This window comes from Rubrivivax sp. JA1055 (genome assembly GCF_020966565.1).
Classification (GTDB): Bacteria; Pseudomonadota; Gammaproteobacteria; order Burkholderiales; family Burkholderiaceae_C; genus Rubrivivax; species Rubrivivax benzoatilyticus.
The window spans coordinates 369,884-388,237 of the sequence record NZ_JAJKFP010000002.1; the positions used below are offsets into that span (position 1 = coordinate 369,884).

Sequence of the window (18,354 nt, forward strand, 5' to 3'; positions counted from 1 at the left end):
GCCGGGCGACGCTGGAGACCGCCATGCGTTTCACGCTGCCCGAACACAAGACCCTGACCCACGAGACGGTGATCACTATCCGCTGGGGCGACATGGACGCGATGGGCCATGTCAACAACACCGTCTACTTCCGCTACCTGGAGATCGCGCGGCTGGAGTGGCTGTACCGCATCGGCGGCCCGGCGCACCCCAGCCACGGCAGCGGCCCGGTGATCGTCAACGCGTTCTGCAACTTCGTGCGCCAGCTCGAGTTCCCCGGCGAGGTGCTGGCGCGCCACTACATCGCCAACCCCGGGCGCACGAGCTTCGACACCTACGTCGTGATGGAGCGTGTCGGCGAACCCGGCGTCGTCTACGCCGAAGGCGGCGCGAAGACGGTGTGGACCGACTACGCGGCGAAGAAGGCGGTGCCGTTGCCGGAGTCGGTGCGCGCGCTGTTCGGCTGAGCGCGCCTCAGCCGATGATCGAATACGGCCCGCCACGCTCCAGCGCCCGGCCGTAGGCGGCACGCGCGTGCACGCGCTTCAGCCAGTCCTGCAGCTTCGGATAGCGGGCGTCGAGCCCGGCGCGGGCCGCCGCGGCTTCGAGCGGGAAGCTCATCATCACGTCGGCGGCGCTGAAGGCCTCGCCGGCGAACCAGGGGCGGGCGCTCAGTTCGGCTTCCATGAAGGCCAGCTGCGCGGCGATGTTCGGCGCGATGAAGCTGCCCGTCACCTTGTCGGCGATGCCCTTGACGACGGGCTTGATGAAAAACGGCACCGGCGCGCTGCGCACGCGGTCGAAGACCAGCTTCATCAGCAGCGGCGGCATCGCGCTGCCTTCGGCGAAGTGCAGCCAGTAGGTGAAGCGCCGGCGCGCCTCGGTGGCCGGCGGCGGGCGCAGGCGGCCTTCGGGGTCGTAGGTGTCGAGCAGGTACTCGACGATGGCGCCGGTCTCGGCCACCGTCACCGCGCCGTCGACGATCACCGGCGACTTGCCCAGCGGGTGCACACGCTTCAGTTCCGGCGGCGCGAGCATCGTTTCGCGGTCGCGCTCGTAGCGCTTCACTTCGTAAGCCAGGCCCAGTTCCTCGAGCAGCCACAGCACACGCTGCGAGCGCGAGTTCTCCAGGTGGTGGACGACGATCATGCGTTGTTCTCCAGGTTCAGCCGTTGAGGAGCTTGTTGACCAGTTCGGGCGTCGTCGCCGCGCCCGTCTTGCGCATCAGCCGTGCGCGGTAGACGTCGACCGTGCGCGGGCTGATCGCCAGCTTGCGGCCGATTTCCTTGCTCGTGTGGCCCTCGATGACCAGGGCCGCGATCTCGCGTTCGCGCGGCGTGAAGTCGACCTTCAGCACGCGCCGCGCCGACAGGTCCTCGAAGGACCAGATGCCCGCCGCGTGCGGCGCGCGCGTGTCCAGCGCGTGGCCCGAGACGTGGCACCAGAAGAGTTCGCCGCCGGCGCGCTTCATGATGCGGTCGTCGGCGTAGCGGCCCTGGGCGTCGAGCATCTCGACGATGCGCTCGCCGGTGCGTTCGTATTCGGCCGCGGTGGGGTAGAGCACCTCGAAGGACTGGCCGACGATCTGCTCGCGCACGGCGCCGAAGATCGCCAGCATCTCGGCGTTGCAGTCGATCATCACGCGTTCGCGGCTGATCACCAGGCCGATCGGCGCCAGTTCGAACGCGGTGCGGTAGTCCAGCGTCTGCATCGCGAGGTCCTTCGGGGCAGATCCGTAGTCAATTCTACGTAACGACTACTTAACCCCTTACGTAGTACGCTGCCTCGGTTTCCCTGAGTGCGAGAGGCGTCCCGATGAAGAAGCTCTATCCGAGCGCGCAGGCCGCGCTCGCCGGCATCGTGCACGACGGCCAGCTGATGGCCGTCGGCGGCTTCGGCCTGTGCGGCATCCCCGAGGCGCTGATCGCCGCGCTGCGCGACAGCGGCGTCAAGGATCTGACCGTCGTCTCCAACAACGCCGGTGTCGACGGCTTCGGCCTCGGCCAGCTGCTGGAGACGCGCCAGATCCGCAAGATGATCTCCAGCTACGTCGGCGAGAACAAGGAGTTCGAGCGCCAGTTCCTGGCCGGCGAGCTGGAGCTGGAGTTCACGCCGCAGGGCACGCTGGCCGAGAAGCTGCGGGCCGGCGGCGCCGGCATCCCGGCCTTCTTCACGCGCACCGGCGTCGGCACGCTGGTCGCCGAAGGCAAGGAGACCCGCGAGTTCGACGGCAAGCTCTATGTGATGGAGCGCGCCATCGTGCCCGACGTGTCGTTGGCCAAGGCCTGGAAGGCCGACGAGAGTGGCAATCTCGTGTTCCGCCGCACGGCGCGCAACTTCAACCCGGCGGTGATCATGGCCGGGCGCGTCAGCGTCGTCGAGGTCGAGGAGATCGTGCCGGTCGGCAGCTTCGACCCCGACGAGGTGCACCTGCCCGGCATCTACGTGCACCGCCTGGTGCACAACCCGCACCCGGAGAAGCGCATCGAGAAGCGCACGATCCGCGAGAAGACCGCCTGAAGGAGCGATCATGGCCTGGACCCACGACGAGATGGCGGCGCGCGCCGCCCAGGAACTGCAGGACGGCTTCTACGTCAACCTCGGCATCGGCCTGCCGACGCTGGTGGCCAACTTCGTGCCCGAGGACATCGAGGTCTGGCTGCAGAGCGAGAACGGCATGCTCGGCATCGGCCCGTTCCCGACCGAGGACGAGGTCGACGCCGACCTGATCAACGCCGGCAAGCAGACGGTGACGACGATCGCCGGCTCCAGCATCTTCGGCAGCCACGACAGCTTCGCGATGATCCGCGGCGGCAAGATCAACCTGTCGATCCTCGGCGCGATGCAGGTCAGCGCCAAGGGCGACCTGGCCAACTGGATGATCCCCGGCAAGATGGTCAAGGGCATGGGCGGCGCGATGGACCTCGTCGCCGGCGTGCGCAGCGTCGTCGTGCTGATGGAGCACGTCGCGAAGAAGAAGGACGGCTCGGGCTTCGAGCTGAAGATCCTGCCGCAGTGCACGCTGCCGCTGACCGGCGTCGGCGTCGTCGACCGCATCATCACCGACCTCGCGGTGCTCGACGTCACGCCGCACGGGCTGAAGGTCGTCGAGATGGCGCCCGGCGTCACGCGCGACGAGCTGCAGGCCAAGACCGGCGTGCCACTGCAATAACGTTTACCGTGTTTCGGGTCGTCGTGCGCGGCCCGCGCACGACGACCATCCGGGATCGTCGGAACTCGCCGGCCACGGCCGCCTGCGCTACCGTCGCAGGTCAAACCGACGGAGTTCTGACGTGTCCACCTTCAACGCCAGCGGCCTGCTGCCGCGCGAACTCGTCCGCCTGGACGCGCGTGTGGCCGACAAGGCCGACGCCATCCGCCAGGCCACCGGCCTGCTGACCGCCGCCGGCTGCGTGCGCCCGGCTTTCGAGGCCAGCATGCTGCGCCGCGAGGCCGCCGCCGACACCTTCCTCGGCAAGGGCATCGCCATCCCGCACGGCATGGTCGACGAGCGCGAGCTGATCCAGCGCGACGGCATCGCCGTGCTGCAGGTGCGCGACGGCGTCGAATGGAACGCCGGCCAGCGCGCCCATCTGGTCGTCGCGATCGCCGCGCGCTCCGACGCCCACATCGGCATCCTGCGCCGGCTGACGCGGCTGATGGCCGACGACGCGCGCCTGGCGATGCTGGCGCGCACCGACGACCCCGACGCGCTGATCCGCGCGCTGGCCGGCGTCGAGGTCGCGCCCGACGAAGCCGACGCGCCGGCCGAGGACTTCGCGCGCCGCTTCGACTGGGTCGTCGACTACCCGAGCGGCCTGCACGCGCGCCCGGCCACCGAATGGGCCGAGACCGCACGCCGCTTCGCCGCCCGCGTGCGCGTGCGCCATGGCGCCGAAGCCGCCGACGCACGCAACCTGATCGCGCTGCTGCAGCTGGGCCTGCGCTGCGGCGACACCGTCACCGTCTCGGCCGACGGCCCCGACGCCGCCGACGCGCTGGCCACGCTGCGCATCGTGCTCGCCGGCCTGAGCGCGCGCGAGAAGGCCGACGCCGAGAAGGCCGAGCGCAAGCGCCGCGCCGCCGCCGGCGCCTGGCAGCCGCCGGGCGCGGCCGAGGCCGTCACCGGGGTCGGCGCGTCGCCGGGGCTGGCGATCGGCCGGCTGCACCGGCTGCACGCCGGGCCGATGGTCGTGCCCGACGAGCCGGTCGACCTGGTCGAGGCCGCCGACCGATTGCACGGCGCGCTGGCGCGTGCCCGCGACGAACTGCGTGCCGTCGCCGACGACACCCGCCGCCGCCTGGGCGCCGCCGACGCGGCGATTTTCCGCGCCCAGGCCGAGCTGCTGAACGACCCGGCGCTGATCACGCTGGCTTCGCAGCACCTCGTCGAAGGCCACGGCGTCGCCTGGGCCTGGCACGCCGCCGTCGAGGACACCGCCGGCCGGCTGGCCTCGCTGGGCAACGCCGTGCTCGCCGGGCGTGCCACCGACCTGCGCGACGTCGGCCACCGCGTGCTGGCGCAGATCGACCCGGCGCTGGCGCGCCCGGCCGCCGCCGAGGTGCCGGCCGGCAGCATCCTCGTCGCCGAGGACCTGACGCCCAGCGACACCGCCGGGCTGGACGCCGAGCGTGTCGTCGGCATCGTCACCGCGCAGGGCGGGCCGACCTCGCACACCGCGATCCTGGCGCGCACGCTGGGGCTGCCGGCGGTGGTCGGCGCCGGGGCCGCGCTGGCGGCGCTGGAAGCCGGCGCGCCGGCCATCGTCGACGGCAGCGGCGGGCGGCTGTTCCTGGCGCCGTCGGACGCCGATCTGGCCTCGGCGCGCGCCTGGATCGCCGCCGAGGAGGCGCGCCGCGCCCAGGCCGCCGAGGCGCGTGCGCTGCCGGCGCGCACGCGCGACGGCCACACGGTCGCTATCGGCGCCAACATCAACCTCGCCGACCAGGCCGCGTTCGCCATCGCCCAGGGCGCCGAAGGCGTCGGCCTGATGCGCACCGAGTTCCTGTTCCTCGAACGCGGCGAGACGCCGTCCGAGGAAGACCAGTACCAGGCCTACAAGGCGATGGCCGACGCGCTGCAGGGCCGGCCGCTGGTCATCCGCGCGCTGGACATCGGCGGCGACAAGCAGGTCGCGCACCTGGAGCTGCCGCGCGAGGAGAACCCCTTCCTCGGCGTGCGCGGCGCGCGCCTGCTGCTGCGCCGGCCCGAGCTGCTGGTGCCGCAGATCCGCGCGCTGTACCGCGCCGGCCGCGACGGCGCACCGATCTCGGTGATGTTCCCGATGATCACCTCGGCCGCCGAGCTGCTGGCGCTGCGCGAGACCTGCGAACGCATCCGCGAGGAGCTGCAGGCGCCCAAGCTGCCGCTGGGCATCATGATCGAGGTGCCCTCGGCGGCGCTGCTGGCCGCCGACCTGGCCCAGCACGCCGACTTCTTCTCCATCGGCACCAACGACCTGACGCAGTACACGCTGGCCATCGACCGCCAGAACCCGGTGCTCGCGCCCGAGGCCGACAGCCTGCACCCGGCGGTGCTGCGGCTGATCGGGCTGACGGTGCAGGGCGCGCACCTGCACGGCCGCTGGGTCGGCGTCTGCGGCGGCCTGGCGGGCGATCCGCACGGCGCCGCGCTGCTCGCCGGCCTGGGTGTCGACGAGCTGTCGATGACGCCGCGCGACATCCCGGCGGTCAAGGAGCGGCTGCGCGCCGCCGAGCTGCCGGCGCTGCAGGCGCTGGCACGCCAGGCGCTGGCGGCGCCCGACGCCGCCGCGGTGCGTGCGCTGGCCGACGGCGGGGAGAGCGCATGACGATCCGCTGCGTCAGCTTCAACCCGGCGATCGACCAGACGGTGACGCTGGAACGCCTGGTGCCCGGCGAAGTCGTGCGCGCGCTCGCCGTGCGCCATGACGCCGGCGGCAAGGGCGTCAACGTCGCCTCCTGCCTGGCCGATGCCGGCCAGGCGGTCGAGCTGCACGGGCTGCTCGGCCGCGACAACGCGGCGATCTTCGAGCAGCTCTTCGCCGCCAAGCGCATCGCCGACCGGCTGCGCCGCGTGCCGGCGCGACGCGCACCAACGTCAAGCTGCTGGAGACCGGCGGCCGCACCACCGACGTCAACCTGCCGGGCTTCACGGCGGCCGCGGCGGACGCCGGGGCGGTGTTCGCCGGCCTGGCCGAGGTCGGTGCCGGCGAGCTGGTCGTGATCTCCGGCAGCCAGCCGGCGGGGCTGGCTGCCGACACCAGCGCGCGCCTGGCCGCGGCGCTGGCCGGGCGCGGCGCACGTGTCGTCGCCGACTTGAGCGGCGCGGCGCTGGACGCCGTGCTCGCCTTGCCGCCCGGCGCGCTGCCGCACGCCGTCAAACCGAACCGCGCCGAGCTCGAAGCCTGGGCCGGGCGGCGCTTCGACGAACGCGCGGCGCTGGTCGACGCGGCGCGGGCGCTGGTCGCACGCGGCATCACGCTGGTCGTCGTGTCGCTGGGCACCGACGGGGCGGCCTTCGTCAGCGCCGACGGCGCGCTGCAGGCGGCGCCGCCGCGGCTGGCGACGGGCAGCACGGTCGGCGCCGGCGACGCGATGGTCGCCGGCATCACCTCGGCGCTGGCCGACGGCCTGGCGCTGGACGCGCTGGCGCGGCGTGCGACGGCTTTTGCCGCCGGCAAGCTGGGGCGCGAAGGTGCGCACCTGCCGCCGGCCGCCGAACTGGATGCCCTGGCCGCCGCGGTGCGGCCGCAGCCGCTGGACGTCTGGGCCGCGGCCCCCGGGAGCAGAACATGAGTCACATCGTTGCCGTCGTCGGTGCCGGGGACCGCGGCACCCACGCCTACCTCGTGCGCGAGGCCTTGAAGCGCGCCGCGCGCGAAGCCGGGCGCACGATCGCGGTCGAGCTGCACACCGAGGACGGTGTGATCGACCCGCTGGACGCCGCCGCGCTGCACGAGGCGCATGCGGTGCTGCTGGTCGGCGACCTGCGGCCCGACGCACGTTTCGACGGCCTGTCGCCGTACACCGCGACGCTGGCCGAGGTGCTGCACGACGCCCGCGCCGTGCTCGTGCTGGCCGGCGCCGCGGCGGCGACGCCGGCGGCAGCCAGCGCGCCGCGGCCGGCCGCGCCGGCACCCGTCTCGCCGGCTGCGGCGCCGGCGTTGGCGGCGCTGAAGATCGTCGCTATCACCTCCTGCCCGACCGGCATCGCGCACACCTTCATGGCCGCCGAAGGGCTGCAGGAAGGCGCCAAGGCGCTGGGCCACCAGATCCGCGTCGAGACCCAGGGCTCGGTCGGCTCGCAGGATGCGCTGACGGCCGAGGAGATCGCCGCTGCCGACCTGGTGCTGATCGCCGCCGACCGCCAGGTCGAGCTGTCGCGTTTCGCCGGCAAGCGCCTGTTCCAGTCGCCGACCAAGCCAGCGATCGGCGACGGCGCCGGCCTGATCAAGCGTGCGCTGGCCGAGGCGCGTGTGCACGGCGGCGAGGCCGCGCCGGACGCGTCGGCGTCGGCCGCTGCCCCGGCGGCACGCACCGGCGTCTACAAGCACCTGATGACCGGCGTGTCCTTCATGCTGCCCTTCGTCGTCGCCGGCGGGCTGCTGATCGCGATCGCCTTCGCGCTCGGCGGCATCTACGTCTACGAGGACGTGCACAAGGGCACGCTGGGCTGGACGCTGTTCCAGATCGGCGCCAAGGGCGCGTTCACGCTGATGGTGCCGGCGCTGGCCGGCTACATCGCCTACTCGATCGCCGACCGGCCGGGCATCGCGCCGGGCATGACCGGCGGCGTCATCGCCGGGGCGATCGGCGCCGGTTTCCTCGGCGGCATCGTCGCCGGCTTCATCGCCGGCTACGGCGTGCTGTGGCTGAACAAGGCGATCAAGCTGCCGCGCACGCTGGAGGGCCTCAAACCCGTGCTGATCCTGCCGCTGCTGGGCACGGCGGCGACCGGGCTGCTGATGTACTACGTCGTCGGCGCGCCGGCGGCGACGCTGCTGGCGGCGCTGACCACCTGGCTGCAAGGCATGCAGGGCGCGTCGGCCGTGGTGCTCGGGCTGATCCTGGGCGGCATGATGGCGGTGGACATGGGCGGGCCGATCAACAAGGCGGCCTACGTCTTCGGCACGACGCTGATCGCAGCCAACGTCACCGAGCCGATGGCCGCGGTGATGTGCGCCGGCATGACGCCGCCGCTGGCGCTGGCCGTGGCCTGCAAGCTGCTGCCCTCGCGTTTCACCGCCGAGGAGCGTGAAGCCGGCAACGCCGCCTTCGTGCTCGGGCTGGCCTTCGTCACCGAAGGCGCGATCCCGTTCGCGGCGCGCGACCCGCTGCGCGTGATCCCGTCGCTGATCGCCGGCTCGGCGGTGGCCGGCGCGATCTGTCTCGCGATGGGTGTGCAGCTCAAGGTGCCGCACGGCGGCGTCTTCGTGCTGCCGATCCCGAACGCGGTGACGCACCTGGGCAGCTTCGTCGTCGCGCTGGTGGTCGGCACCGCGGTCTCGGTGGCGGCGCTGGCGATCGCCAAGCGCCGCGTCGTCGCGCCGGCGGCGGCATGAGCCCTCAGGACTTGTCCGGGGCTCATTCCCGCCTGGCGGGACCGGCCGCCAGGCCGAAGGGTGCCCAGTGAGCCCTCAGGACTTGTCCGGGGCTCATTCCCGCCTGGCGGGACCGGCCGCCAGGCCGAAGGGTGCCCCAGTGAGCCCTCAGGACTTGTCCGGGGCTCATTCCCGCCTGGCGGGACCGGCCGCCAGGCCGTAGGGTGCTCCAGTGAGCGTGGTTCTTCTCGACCCTTCGCGCCACGAGCCGCTGGCGGCGGCCTGGTCCGAGGCCGCGGCCCGCCAGTCGCTGGCCCGCATCGTCGCCTCGGCGCTGGACGAAGCCGACGCGCTCGGCTGGCCCGCCCACCCGCTGGACGACCCGGAGTCGCCCGACGACCACCGCCACGCGCTCTACGACGGTGCCGGCGGCGTGCTGTGGACGCTGCGCCGGCTGGTGCAGGACGGCGCCGTTGCCGACTCGCCGCAGCGCCGGGCCCTGGAAGACCGCCTGCTCGACGGCCTCGTCGAGCGCAACGCCGCCGTGCGCAAGCCCGACGAGAGAGGTTCCTTCTGGCTCGGCGACACCGGGCTGGAACTGCTGGCCTGGCAGGTGACGCAAGACGCCGCGACGCTGGACCGGCTGGAGGCGCTGCTGACGGCGCAGCTCGATCACCCGTCGCTGGAGTCGCTGTGGAGCTTCCCGGGCAGTGCGCTGGCCGCGGTGCATCTGGCCGAGCAGGAGGGCGGCACGCGCTGGCGCTTGCTGGCCGAAGCCGCCGTCGCGCGGCTGCAGGCGACGCTCATCGCCGACCCCGAGACCGGCACGCCGGTCTGGGAGCAGGACCTCTACGGCCGCCGTGTGCGCTGGCTGGGTGCCGGTCACGGGCTGGCCGGCAACGTCTACCTGGCGCTGCGTGCGCGCCGCCTGGTGCCCGAGGCCGCGGTTGCGTCGCTGCTGGACGGCGCGTACACGACGCTGGCCGCGACCGCGCTGCATGGCGAAGGCGAGCAGGCCGGCGCCTGGAACTGGCACCCGATGATCGACGCCGCGCGGGTCGCCGGCCGGCTGCCGCTGCTGCAGGACTGCCACGGTTCGCCCGGCATCCTGGCCCGGCTGGCCGACGCGCCGCGCACGTCCGAGTGGGACGGACTGCTGCTCGCCGCCGGCGAAGCGGTCTGGCTCGCCGGCCCGCTGAACAAGGGCCCGAGCCTGTGCCATGGCACCGCCGGCAACGCGCTCGCGCTGCTGCGCCTGGCCGAGCGCAGCGGCGACGATCGCTGGCGCGAACGTGGCCTGGCGATGCTGGCCCACGCCGCGGCGCAGGTGGAAGCGGCACGCGAGCACTACGGCCGCGGCCGGCCGTCGCTGTGGACCGGCGACCTGGGCGTCGCCTGGGTGCTGGCCGAGGCGCTGGCCGGGCGCGCCCGGCTGCCGCTGCTCGACGTGTTCTGAGTCAGCGGCGCGCCAGCGCGCGCGCCGCTTCGCCGACCAGCCCGGAGCCGCGGTAGATCAGCCCGGTGTAGATCTGCACCAGGTCGGCGCCGGCGTCGAGCTTGGCGCGCGCATCGTCGCCACTCATCACGCCGCCGACGCCGATGATCGGGAAACCCGCGCCCAGCGCCGCGCGCAGGCGGCGGATGACGCGGTTGCTGGCTTCGGCCACCGGCCGGCCGGACAGGCCGCCGGTTTCCTCGGCGTGGCGCAGGCCCTGCACGGCTTCGCGCGAGATCGTCGTGTTGGTGGCGATGACACCGTCCAGCCTGTGCCGGCGCAGCGTCGCGGCGACGACGTCGACCTGGGCTTCGTCGAGGTCGGGCGCGATCTTCACGAACATCGGCACGCGCCGGCCCAGCGTGCCGGCGATTTCGTCGCGGCGCGCGGCGAGTGCGCCCAGCAGTGCGTCGAGCGCCTCGTCGCTCTGCAGCGCACGCAGGTTCTTCGTGTTCGGGCTGGAGATGTTGACGGCCACGTAGTCGGCGTGCGGCGCGACGCCGTCCAGGCCGATCAGGTAGTCGTCGACGGCGCGCTCGATCGGCGTCGCGGCGTTCTTGCCGATGTTCAGGCCCAGGATGCCGCCGGCGGCGCGGAAGGACTTGGCCCGCTGCACGTTGGCGACGAAGGCCGCCAGGCCGTCGTTGTTGAAGCCCATGCGGTTGATCAGCGCCTCGGCCTCCGGCAGGCGGAACATGCGCGGCTTCGGGTTGCCCGGCTGAGGCTTCGGCGTGACGGTGCCGACCTCGATGAAGCCGAAGCCCATCGCGCCCAGCGCGTCGATGCAGCGGCCGTTCTTGTCCAGCCCGGCGGCCAGGCCGACGCGGTTGGGGAAACGCAGGCCGGCGACGGTGACCGGGTCGTCGATGCGCGTCTCGCTCCAGGCGCAGCGCAGCGGCGTGTCCTGCAGCCGGGCCAGGCCGGAGATCGTCAGGTCGTGGGCGGCTTCGGGGTCGAGGCCGAAGAGGAAGCGGCGGGCCAGGCCGTAGGGCAGCAGGGACATGGGCGGCGATTGTCGCAAACGGTGTCGCGCCCGGCCGGCGCGGATAATCGGCGCCCATGACACAGGACGAACTCAAGGCCCTGGTCGCCCAAGCGGCGATCGAGCACGTCGTCCCGGGCGCGCTGGTCGGCGTGGGCACGGGATCGACGGTCAACCACTTCATCGACGCGCTCGCGAAGATCAAGGACCGCATCGCCGGCGCGGTGTCGAGCTCGGTGCAGAGCACCGAACGGCTGCGCCGCCACGGCATCCCGGTCGTCGAGGCCGCGGCGCTGGACCGGCCGCTGCCGGTCTACGTCGACGGCGCCGACGAGATCGACCATCACGGCCACATGATCAAGGGCGGCGGCGCGGCGCTGACGCGCGAGAAGATCGTCGCCGACCTGGCCGAACGTTTCGTCTGCATCGCCGACGAGAGCAAGCTCGTCGACACGCTGGGGCGCTTCCCGCTGCCGGTCGAGGTGATCCCGATGGCCGCGCCGCAGATCGCGCGTCGCTTCGAGGCGATGGGCGCCACCGCGACGCTGCGCCTGGGCGTGACGACCGACAACGGCCAGCCGATCCTCGACGTGCGCGGCCTGAAGATCACCGACCCGCTGGCGATGGAGACCGAGATCAACCAGTGGCCGGGCGTCGTGACGGTGGGCATCTTCGCGCGCCACAAGGCGAGCCTGTGCCTGCTGGGCACCGCCGACGGCGTGCGCACGCTGCGTTTCTGACCGTTCCCGAGGGCGGCCGGGCGTCGAGCTTGGCCCTTCTCAAACCCGCGCCATTGCGGAGCCCGCGCCCGGTGCGCGGCTCCATAATGGCGCCCCCTGATCAAAGGACCGCCCGTGGCCAAACCCAATTACGCCTTCGAAAAGCGCCAGCGAGAACTCGCGAAGAAGCGCAAGAAGGAAGAGAAGGCCTCGCGCAAGGCCAGCCCGTCGCAGCACGACGACGCGCCTGACAACCAGGCCCAGACGGCCGAAGGCTCCGCCGACACCCCGCCGCCGGCCGCCGAAGGCCAGCGCGAAGACTGATCAGCCCCGGCGCCGCAGCGCGCGCGCCGCGAAACGCGCCGGGTCGACGGCGTCCACCAGGTCCTGCTCCAGCGGCCACGGCGCGCCGGTGGCCATCGCCGCCACCAGCCGGCCGGCCAGCGGCGCCAGCGTGATGCCGCGGCTGCCCAGCGCGGTGCAGACCATCAGCCCCTCGTGCCGCGGCCAGCGCCGCGGCTGCTCGGCACGATGCGCCGGCAGCACCGCCGGTAGCGCGCCGACGATCGGCATCCTGTCCTCCGCCACCAGACGCCAGCCGACCCGGCCGGGCCAGGGCCGGGCGTCTGCCGGCGGCTCCAACCCCGTCAGGCGCTTCAGCTTGGCGAGGTTGTCGGCGTGGTCGGCGTCGCGTCGCGCCGGGTCTTCGTCGCCGGCCTGGCTGCTGGCGCCGAAGACGACACCACCGTCGGGACCGGGCAGCGCATAACCGCCGCCGGCCACCGGCAGCGCCAGCGGCGCACGCGGGCCCATCCAGGCGCTGACCTGGCCACGCACCCGCTGCAGCGGCCAGGCGCAGGCCTCGGGCATCCACGGCGCGGCCAGGCGCGCGGCGTCGGAAGCGTTGGCCAGCACGACGATCGCCGTCTCGGCCAGCGTGCCGCCGGCTGCGTCCAGCAGGCGCCAGCGGTCGGCGCTACGTTCCAGGCGCGCGACCTCGGTGCCGCCGACGAAACGCACGCCCGGCGTCGCGATCCAGTGCGCCGCCAGCGCCGCCGGCGAACACCAGCCGGCACCCGGATAGAACCAGGCCGGTGACGGTAGCGTGAGCCCGGCGAGTGCCGAGGCCTCGTCGGTGTCGAGTGCCTGCACCCAGTCGGCCGGCAGCCCGGCGCGTGTGGCGAGCGCCTGCATCGCGTCCACCGGCCCGCTGTCCAGCCGCAGCAGGCCACGCGTCGAGCCCGGCACCCGGCCGGCGTCGAACAGCGGCGAGTACGTGCGCGTGGCCAGCAGCGCGCCGGCCCGCAGCAGCCGCGCATGCGGGCCGTCGTCCGCGTGCACCGTGCCATGGAAGATGCCGGCCGGGTTGCCCGAGGTCTCGGCGCCGGGCGTGGCGCGGCGCTCGAAGACCGTCACCGCCAGCCCTTCGGCGGCCAGCGCCTGGGCGACCGCGGCACCGGCCAGTCCGGCGCCGACGACGACCGCGTCACGCGCCTGCGGCACGGCTGCCGCGTCGCGCGGCGGTGCCGGCGGCACGAACCGCGGCGCGTAGCGTGCGACGCTGATCTCGCGTTTGCCGCCGATGCCGGCGCGGCGTTCGAGCTCGAAGCCGACCGCTGCCAGCCCGTCGCGCACCGCGCGTGCGACGCTCCAGGTGGCCGCCGTCGTGCCCGGCGCCGACAGCCGCGCCAGCGCCTGGAACACCGTCGCCGACCACATCGCGGCGTTGCGGCCGGGCGCAAATCCGTCGAGGTAGATCGCGTCGGCCACCAGGCGCAGCTCGGGCAGCAGCGCCGCGGCGTCGCCGTAACCCAGCAGCAGGCGCACGCGGCCGCCGTCGAAGTCGATCGGGTGCAGGCCGGGTGTCGCCGGCGGCCAGGCGGCGACGAGTTCGGCGGCGAGTTCCGGCCGCGGCGAGCCGCGCAGCGCGCGCGCGAGGTCGGCGCGTGTCGGCGGATGGCGTTCGACGCTGACGAAGACCAGCTGCGCGCAGCGCGCCGGGTCGTCGCGCCATTCGGCCCAGGTCGCGAGGAAGTTGTTGCCCAGGCCGAAGCCGGTCTCGGCGATGACGAAACGCCGCTGCCCGGCCCAGCGCCCGGGCAGGCCGTTGCCGGCCAGGAACACGTGCCGCGCCTGCTCGAAGGCGCCGACCTGGGCGTGGTAGACGTCGCCGAAGTCCGGCGCGTGCGGCAGGCCGGCGGTGTCGAACTCGATGCGCGCCGGGACGACGGGTTCGGTCTTCATGCGTGTCTGGACAACCCGGCCTGCCGCGTCATGCGCGACGGCGCCGAGACCGCCGCGTCGAAGTCGAAGGCCATGCGTCGATGATGCCCCAGCAACGACAAAGGGCACCTCGCGGTGCCCTCGGTCAGGAGCGAAGACGCGTCAGACGCGCTTGCGGTACTCGTGGGTGCGGGTGTCGATTTCGACCTTGTCGCCGTTCTCGACGAACAGCGGCACCGAGATCTCGAAGCCCGTGTCGACGATCTTGGCCGGCTTCATGACCTTGCCCGAGGTGTCGCCCTTGACGGCCGGCTCGGTGATGATCTCGCGCACGACGGTGGTCGGCAGTTCGACCGAGATCGCCTTGCCGTCGTAGAAGACGACTTCCACCGGCATGTTGTCTTCGAGGTAGCTGATGGCGTCACCCATGTTCTCGGCCTCGACCTCGAACTGGTTGTATTCCGGGTCCATGAACACGTACATCGGATCGGCGAAGTACGTGTACGTGCACTCCTTCTTGTCCAGGATGATCTGGTCCATCTTGTCGTCGGCCTTGAAGACGACTTCGGCCCCGCCGCCGTTCAGCAGGTTCTTCATCTTCATGCGGACCGTGGCGGCACCGCGGCCACCGCGGCTGTATTCGGTCTTCAGCACGACCATCGGGTCCTTGCCCTGCATGATGACGTTGCCGGCGCGGATTTCCTGAGCGAGTTTCATGGCGTCGAGCGGGGCGTGCCCCCGCGGCTGGTTGATCCCCGGCGAGCGCTGCCGGGCAGCCGCTCCATCACCGGTGTAGAACTGGGCGAGCCCGACGGGCCCGTTTGCGCAAAGCCCTTGATTCTAGCATTCGGGGCCGGCTTTGCCTTGTGCGAACTGCCACAGAGCGCCGGTCAGATCAAGTCGCGACGCTTGTCCGTCGCGGAATGCGGCCATCGCGGCGGCCCAGACGCCGGCCTCGGGCAGTGGCGCCCAGGGCCCGAGACCGTTCCAGCCGCGCCAGAACTCGGCCAGCCCCGGCACCGCGGGAATGCGCGCCAGCAAGGCGTCCAGCTTGTCGGCGTGCACGCCGTCCTCTTGCGGGTAGATGTGCCAGACGAAGGGCCGGCCGGCCCAGAGTGCGCGCACCAGCGAGTCTTCGCCGCGCACGAAGTTCAGGTCCGAGGCGCGCAGCAGGCGGTCGAACTCGGGCTGCGGCAGGTGGGGCAGGGCGGCGCTGCGCAAGCCGGGCGGCGTCGTGCTCACCAGCCGCTGGGCGTGGCCGGGTGTCAGCAGCAGCAGCGTCGGCTCGGCGGCCAGCGCGTCCAGCAGCGCCGGCACCGCCGGGTTGTCGTAGCAGAACAGCGTCACGACCCGTTCGCCGTCGCGCCGCGCCAGGCCGTGGGCCGCGAGCCAGGCGTCGCCGTCGAAGGCCGCGTGCTCGGCCAGCAGCCCGGGCTCGCGCAGCAGGCCGCCGGTGGCGGCGGTGAAACCCGGATGGAAGAACCACTTGTCCAGCCCCGAACGATGCGGCGAGCGCAGACCGTGAACCCGTTCGACCCAGGGCTCGGCGCTCAGGTACTCGAGGTTGATCCACACCGGCGCCGGCGTGCGTGCGGCCATGCGTTCGACGAAGGCCGGCGGCGGGTCGCAGGCGAAGGCCTCGACGACGACGTCGCCGGGTTCAGCTGCGGCGTCGAAGGCGCCGACCTCGACACCGCCGGTGCCGGCGGGCGCCATCCAGGCCAGCGCGCTGGCGTCGTCGATCCACAGCCGCACGCGTGCACCGCGTGCGGCGAGGTCACGCGCCAGGCGCCAGCAGACGCCGACGTCGCCCCAGTTGTCGATGACGCGGCAGAACAGGTCCCAGGTCCAGGCTCGCATCGGCCGGATTATCGGCAGCCGCGACAATAGGGCCCGTGATCCCCGAGCCCGAGTCTCCCGCCGTTCCTGATGCCGCGCCGGCCGCCCCGGCCGCCGCGCCCGACGCCGTGCGCGAGCGCCTGCTGGCCGAAGTGGCCGCGCTGCCCGGCCTTCCCGGCGTCTACCGCTATTTCGACGCCGCCGGCGGCGTGCTCTACGTCGGCAAGGCGCGCAACCTGAAGAAGCGCGTCTCCAGCTACTTCCACAAGGACCACGGCGGCACGCGCATCGGCGCGATGGTCACGCGCATCGCGCGGCTGGAAACGACGGTGGTGCGCACCGAGGCCGAGGCGCTGCTGCTCGAGAACAACCTGATCAAGACGTTGAACCCGAAGTTCAACATCCTGTTCCGGGACGACAAGAGCTACCCCTACCTGAAGATCACCGGCACGCGTTCCGCCGACGGGGCGGGGGCCCTGACGGCCGCCAGCTGCGCGCGTGTCGCCTACTTCCGCGGCGCCGTCGACCGCAAGCACCGCTACTTCGGGCCGTACCCGAACGCCTGGGCCGTCAAGGAGACGATCCAGCTGATCCAGAAGGTCTTCCGCCTGCGCACCTGCGAGGACACGGTGTTCGCCAACCGCTCGCGGCCCTGCCTGCTCTACCAGATCCAGCGCTGCTCGGGCCCCTGCGTCGGCCTCGTCTCCAAGGACGACTACGCCCGCGACGTGCACGACGCCGAGCGCTTCCTGCTCGGCGAGCAGCAGGAGGTCGTCGCCGACCTGCAGGCGCAGATGATGGCCTTCGCCGAGGCCTACGAGTACGAGAAGGCGGCCGCGGTGCGCGACCGCATCGGCTCGCTGTCGCGCGTGCTGCACCAGCAGGCGATGGAAGCCAGCAGCCTGTCGGCCGGCGACAAGGACGTCGACATCCTCGCCGTGAGCGTGGCCGGAGGCCGCGCCTGCGTCAACCTGGCGATGGTGCGCGGCAGCCGCCACCTCGGCGACCGCGCCTACTTCCCGACCCACGTCGACGACGGCGCCGCGCTCAGCGCCACCGAGGCCGACGAACGCGCCGATGCGCCCAGCCCCGAGACCGCGGTGCTGGAAGCCTTCATCGTCCAGCACTACCTCGGCCAGGCGGTGCCGCCGCAGCTCGTCACCAGCCATCCGGTGGACCCGGAACTGATCGAGACGCTGTCCGAGGCCGCCGGCGTGCGTGTGCGCGCCACGCAGCAGCCGCGCGAGCAGAAGCGCATCTGGCTGGAGCTGGCCGAGAAGGGCGCCGAACTGGCGCTGGCGCGCCTGCTGGCCGAGGAAGGTTCGCAGCGCGAACGCACACGCGCGCTGGTCGAGGCACTGGAACTCGACGTCGAGCCCGATGCGCTGCGCATCGAGTGCTTCGACATCAGCCACACCGCCGGCGAGGCGACGCAGGCTTCCTGCGTGGTCTACGAGGCCCACGCGATGCAGAGCGCGCAGTACCGGCGCTTCAACATCGAGGGCGTGACCGGCGGCGACGACTACGCGGCGATGCGCCAGGTGCTGACGCGGCGCTACGCCCGGCTGGCCGAGGCCCGCCGCCAGGACGCCCAGGACGGCGCCGCCGACGAGGCCGCCGCGCCGGCAAAGAAGGGCGCGGCGCGCCTGCCCGACCTGGTGCTGGTCGACGGCGGCCGCGGCCAGGTGTCGATGGCGCGCGAGGTCTTCACCGAGCTCGGCCTGCCGCTGTCCATCGTCGTCGGCGTCGAGAAGGGCGAAGGCCGCAAGGTCGGCCTCGAAGAGCTCGTCTTCGCCGATGGCCGCGAGAAGGTGTACCTCGGCCACGACTCGGCGGCGCTGATGCTCGTCGCGCAGATCCGCGACGAGGCCCACCGTTTCGCGATCACCGGCATGCGGGCGCGCCGCGCCAGCGTGCGCACCGGCGGCAGCAAGCTCGAGGACATTCCCGGCGTCGGGCCGCGCAAGCGCTCGCGCCTGTTGCAACGTTTCGGGGGCGTGCGCGGCGTGGCCGCGGCCAGCGTCGAGGACCTGGCCTCGGTCGACGGCATCTCGCACGACCTCGCGGAGGAGATCTACCGTGCGCTTCACTGATTCCCGTGGCTGGCTGGCGAGCGTCATCGCGGCGGCCGCGGCGCTGGCCGGCTGCGCGTCCAAGCCGACGCCGAAGCCGGCGCTGCAACCCGTGCCGCCGAGCTCGGCGGCGGCGCCCGGCACGATGCCGCTGCCGCCGGCGCGCAGCTGGGACGAGTACCGGCGTCGCGCCGCCGAGCGCCTGGTCGCCGCCAACCCCGAGCGCAGCTACCTCGGCCCGGTGTCGCAGCCGCTGCTGGCGATCCCGGTGCTCGAGGTCGAGCTGGAGCACGACGGCCGCGTGCGCCAGATCCACGTGCGGCGCGTGCCCTCGCAGGCCAAGGACACGACGCAGCTCGCGATCGACGCGGTGCGCCGTGCCGCGCCCTTCGGCGACGTCTCGCACCTGCCCCGACCGTGGGCCTTCACCGAGGTGTTCCTGTTCGACGACGAGCGGCGCTTCAAGCCCCGCACGCTGGACGACTGAACCGCCGTCAAGTCCGCGTCCGCCGCTTTCGGTACG

Annotated in this window: 16 protein-coding genes and 1 pseudogene; 11 read left to right on the forward strand and 6 right to left on the reverse strand. The window is 72.9% G+C overall.

Features of this window, described 5'->3' with window-relative positions:
* Nucleotides 1–23: 23 nt before the first annotated feature.
* A complete protein-coding gene (locus LOC65_RS04845; protein ID WP_009857848.1) occupies nt 24–446 on the forward strand; it encodes a thioesterase family protein in 423 nt (140 codons plus the stop codon).
* 7 nt (nt 447–453) lie between these two features.
* Here the strand turns inward: LOC65_RS04845 and LOC65_RS04850 are convergent, their stop codons facing one another.
* Nucleotides 454–1,128, reverse strand: a complete 675-nt coding sequence (locus LOC65_RS04850; protein ID WP_009857849.1) for a glutathione S-transferase — start codon at nt 1,126–1,128, stop codon at nt 454–456.
* 16 nt (nt 1,129–1,144) lie between these two features.
* Entirely contained in the window at nt 1,145–1,690 is a 546-nt protein-coding gene (locus LOC65_RS04855) for a PAS and helix-turn-helix domain-containing protein (protein ID WP_009857850.1), read from the reverse strand.
* 104 nt (nt 1,691–1,794) lie between these two features.
* On the opposite strand from LOC65_RS04855, the gene LOC65_RS04860 reads away from it, so the two are divergent.
* The 6 genes and pseudogenes from LOC65_RS04860 (at nt 1,795) to LOC65_RS04885 (ending at nt 9,957) form a co-directional block, all read left to right on the forward strand.
* Nucleotides 1,795–2,499: a CoA transferase subunit A gene (locus tag LOC65_RS04860; protein WP_009857851.1), complete on the forward strand. Its 705-nt coding sequence runs from the start codon at nt 1,795–1,797 to the stop codon at nt 2,497–2,499.
* A 10-nt stretch (nt 2,500–2,509) separates the two neighbouring features.
* Nucleotides 2,510–3,151, forward strand: a complete 642-nt coding sequence (locus tag LOC65_RS04865) for a CoA transferase subunit B (protein WP_009857852.1) — start codon at nt 2,510–2,512, stop codon at nt 3,149–3,151.
* A gap of 121 nt (nt 3,152–3,272) precedes the next feature.
* The gene (ptsP, locus tag LOC65_RS04870; protein ID WP_230246807.1) at nt 3,273–5,789 is read left to right on the forward strand and encodes a phosphoenolpyruvate--protein phosphotransferase; all 2,517 of its coding nucleotides are present in this window, start codon (nt 3,273–3,275) and stop codon (nt 5,787–5,789) included.
* A pseudogene (locus tag LOC65_RS04875) lies at nt 5,786–6,756 on the forward strand (1-phosphofructokinase family hexose kinase). Before ptsP ends, LOC65_RS04875 begins: the two are co-directional and overlap by 4 nt.
* On the forward strand, nt 6,753–8,522 hold the full coding sequence (locus tag LOC65_RS04880; RefSeq protein WP_230246808.1) for a PTS fructose transporter subunit EIIBC: 1,770 nt from the start codon (nt 6,753–6,755) through the stop codon (nt 8,520–8,522). The pseudogene LOC65_RS04875 and the gene LOC65_RS04880 overlap by 4 nt, the downstream one beginning before the upstream one ends.
* A 211-nt stretch (nt 8,523–8,733) precedes the next feature.
* The gene (locus LOC65_RS04885) at nt 8,734–9,957 is read left to right on the forward strand and encodes a LanC-like protein (RefSeq protein ID WP_230246809.1); all 1,224 of its coding nucleotides are present in this window, start codon (nt 8,734–8,736) and stop codon (nt 9,955–9,957) included.
* A 1-nt stretch (nt 9,958) separates the two neighbouring features.
* On the opposite strand, the gene LOC65_RS04890 is transcribed toward LOC65_RS04885, so the two are convergent.
* Nucleotides 9,959–10,999, reverse strand: coding sequence for a quinone-dependent dihydroorotate dehydrogenase (locus tag LOC65_RS04890; protein ID WP_230246810.1), 1,041 nt, complete (start codon nt 10,997–10,999; stop codon nt 9,959–9,961).
* Nucleotides 11,000–11,055: 56 nt separating this feature from the next.
* Between LOC65_RS04890 and rpiA the strand changes: the two genes are divergently transcribed.
* Both rpiA and LOC65_RS04900 read left to right on the forward strand, forming a co-directional pair.
* A complete protein-coding gene (gene rpiA, locus LOC65_RS04895) occupies nt 11,056–11,718 on the forward strand; it encodes a ribose-5-phosphate isomerase RpiA (RefSeq protein WP_230246811.1) in 663 nt (220 codons plus the stop codon).
* Between the two features lie 114 nt (nt 11,719–11,832).
* Entirely contained in the window at nt 11,833–12,021 is a 189-nt protein-coding gene (locus LOC65_RS04900) for a hypothetical protein (protein WP_230246812.1), read from the forward strand.
* Here LOC65_RS04900 and mnmC read toward each other — a convergent pair whose 3' ends face one another.
* The 3 genes from mnmC to earP form a co-directional block, all read right to left on the reverse strand.
* Nucleotides 12,022–13,941 carry an FAD-dependent 5-carboxymethylaminomethyl-2-thiouridine(34) oxidoreductase MnmC gene (mnmC, locus tag LOC65_RS04905; protein ID WP_230246813.1) on the reverse strand — a complete coding sequence of 640 codons (1,920 nt, stop codon included), beginning with the start codon at nt 13,939–13,941 and terminating at the stop codon, nt 12,022–12,024.
* Nucleotides 13,942–14,082: 141 nt separating this feature from the next.
* The gene (gene efp, locus LOC65_RS04910) at nt 14,083–14,637 is read right to left on the reverse strand and encodes an elongation factor P (protein ID WP_230246814.1); all 555 of its coding nucleotides are present in this window, start codon (nt 14,635–14,637) and stop codon (nt 14,083–14,085) included.
* A gap of 123 nt (nt 14,638–14,760) precedes the next feature.
* Complete coding sequence (earP, locus tag LOC65_RS04915; protein WP_230246815.1) at nt 14,761–15,780, reverse strand: elongation factor P maturation arginine rhamnosyltransferase EarP; 1,020 nt, start codon at nt 15,778–15,780, stop codon at nt 14,761–14,763.
* A gap of 35 nt (nt 15,781–15,815) precedes the next feature.
* Between earP and uvrC the strand changes: the two genes are divergently transcribed.
* Nucleotides 15,816–17,852 carry an excinuclease ABC subunit UvrC gene (uvrC, locus tag LOC65_RS04920; protein WP_405048238.1) on the forward strand — a complete coding sequence of 679 codons (2,037 nt, stop codon included), beginning with the start codon at nt 15,816–15,818 and terminating at the stop codon, nt 17,850–17,852.
* The gene (locus tag LOC65_RS04925; protein WP_009855333.1) at nt 17,839–18,318 is read left to right on the forward strand and encodes a hypothetical protein; all 480 of its coding nucleotides are present in this window, start codon (nt 17,839–17,841) and stop codon (nt 18,316–18,318) included. The genes uvrC and LOC65_RS04925 overlap by 14 nt, the downstream gene beginning before the upstream one ends.
* Nucleotides 18,319–18,354: the final 36 nt, after the last annotated feature.

Bases quoted from the DNA above. Each gene is read 5' to 3' on its own strand.
- mnmC (WP_230246813.1), bottom strand. From the start codon at position 13,941: ATGAAGACCGAACCCGTCGTCCCGGCGCGCATCGAGTTCGACACCGCC.
- earP (WP_230246815.1), bottom strand. From the start codon at position 15,780: ATGCGAGCCTGGACCTGGGACCTGTTCTGCCGCGTCATCGACAACTGG.
- LOC65_RS04865 (WP_009857852.1), top strand. From the start codon at position 2,510: ATGGCCTGGACCCACGACGAGATGGCGGCGCGCGCCGCCCAGGAACTG.
- rpiA (WP_230246811.1), top strand. From the start codon at position 11,056: ATGACACAGGACGAACTCAAGGCCCTGGTCGCCCAAGCGGCGATCGAG.
- LOC65_RS04855 (WP_009857850.1), bottom strand. From the start codon at position 1,690: ATGCAGACGCTGGACTACCGCACCGCGTTCGAACTGGCGCCGATCGGC.
- LOC65_RS04890 (WP_230246810.1), bottom strand. From the start codon at position 10,999: ATGTCCCTGCTGCCCTACGGCCTGGCCCGCCGCTTCCTCTTCGGCCTC.
- LOC65_RS04845 (WP_009857848.1), top strand. From the start codon at position 24: ATGCGTTTCACGCTGCCCGAACACAAGACCCTGACCCACGAGACGGTG.
- LOC65_RS04860 (WP_009857851.1), top strand. From the start codon at position 1,795: ATGAAGAAGCTCTATCCGAGCGCGCAGGCCGCGCTCGCCGGCATCGTG.
- LOC65_RS04850 (WP_009857849.1), bottom strand. From the start codon at position 1,128: ATGATCGTCGTCCACCACCTGGAGAACTCGCGCTCGCAGCGTGTGCTG.
- efp (WP_230246814.1), bottom strand. From the start codon at position 14,637: ATGAAACTCGCTCAGGAAATCCGCGCCGGCAACGTCATCATGCAGGGC.
- LOC65_RS04880 (WP_230246808.1), top strand. From the start codon at position 6,753: ATGAGTCACATCGTTGCCGTCGTCGGTGCCGGGGACCGCGGCACCCAC.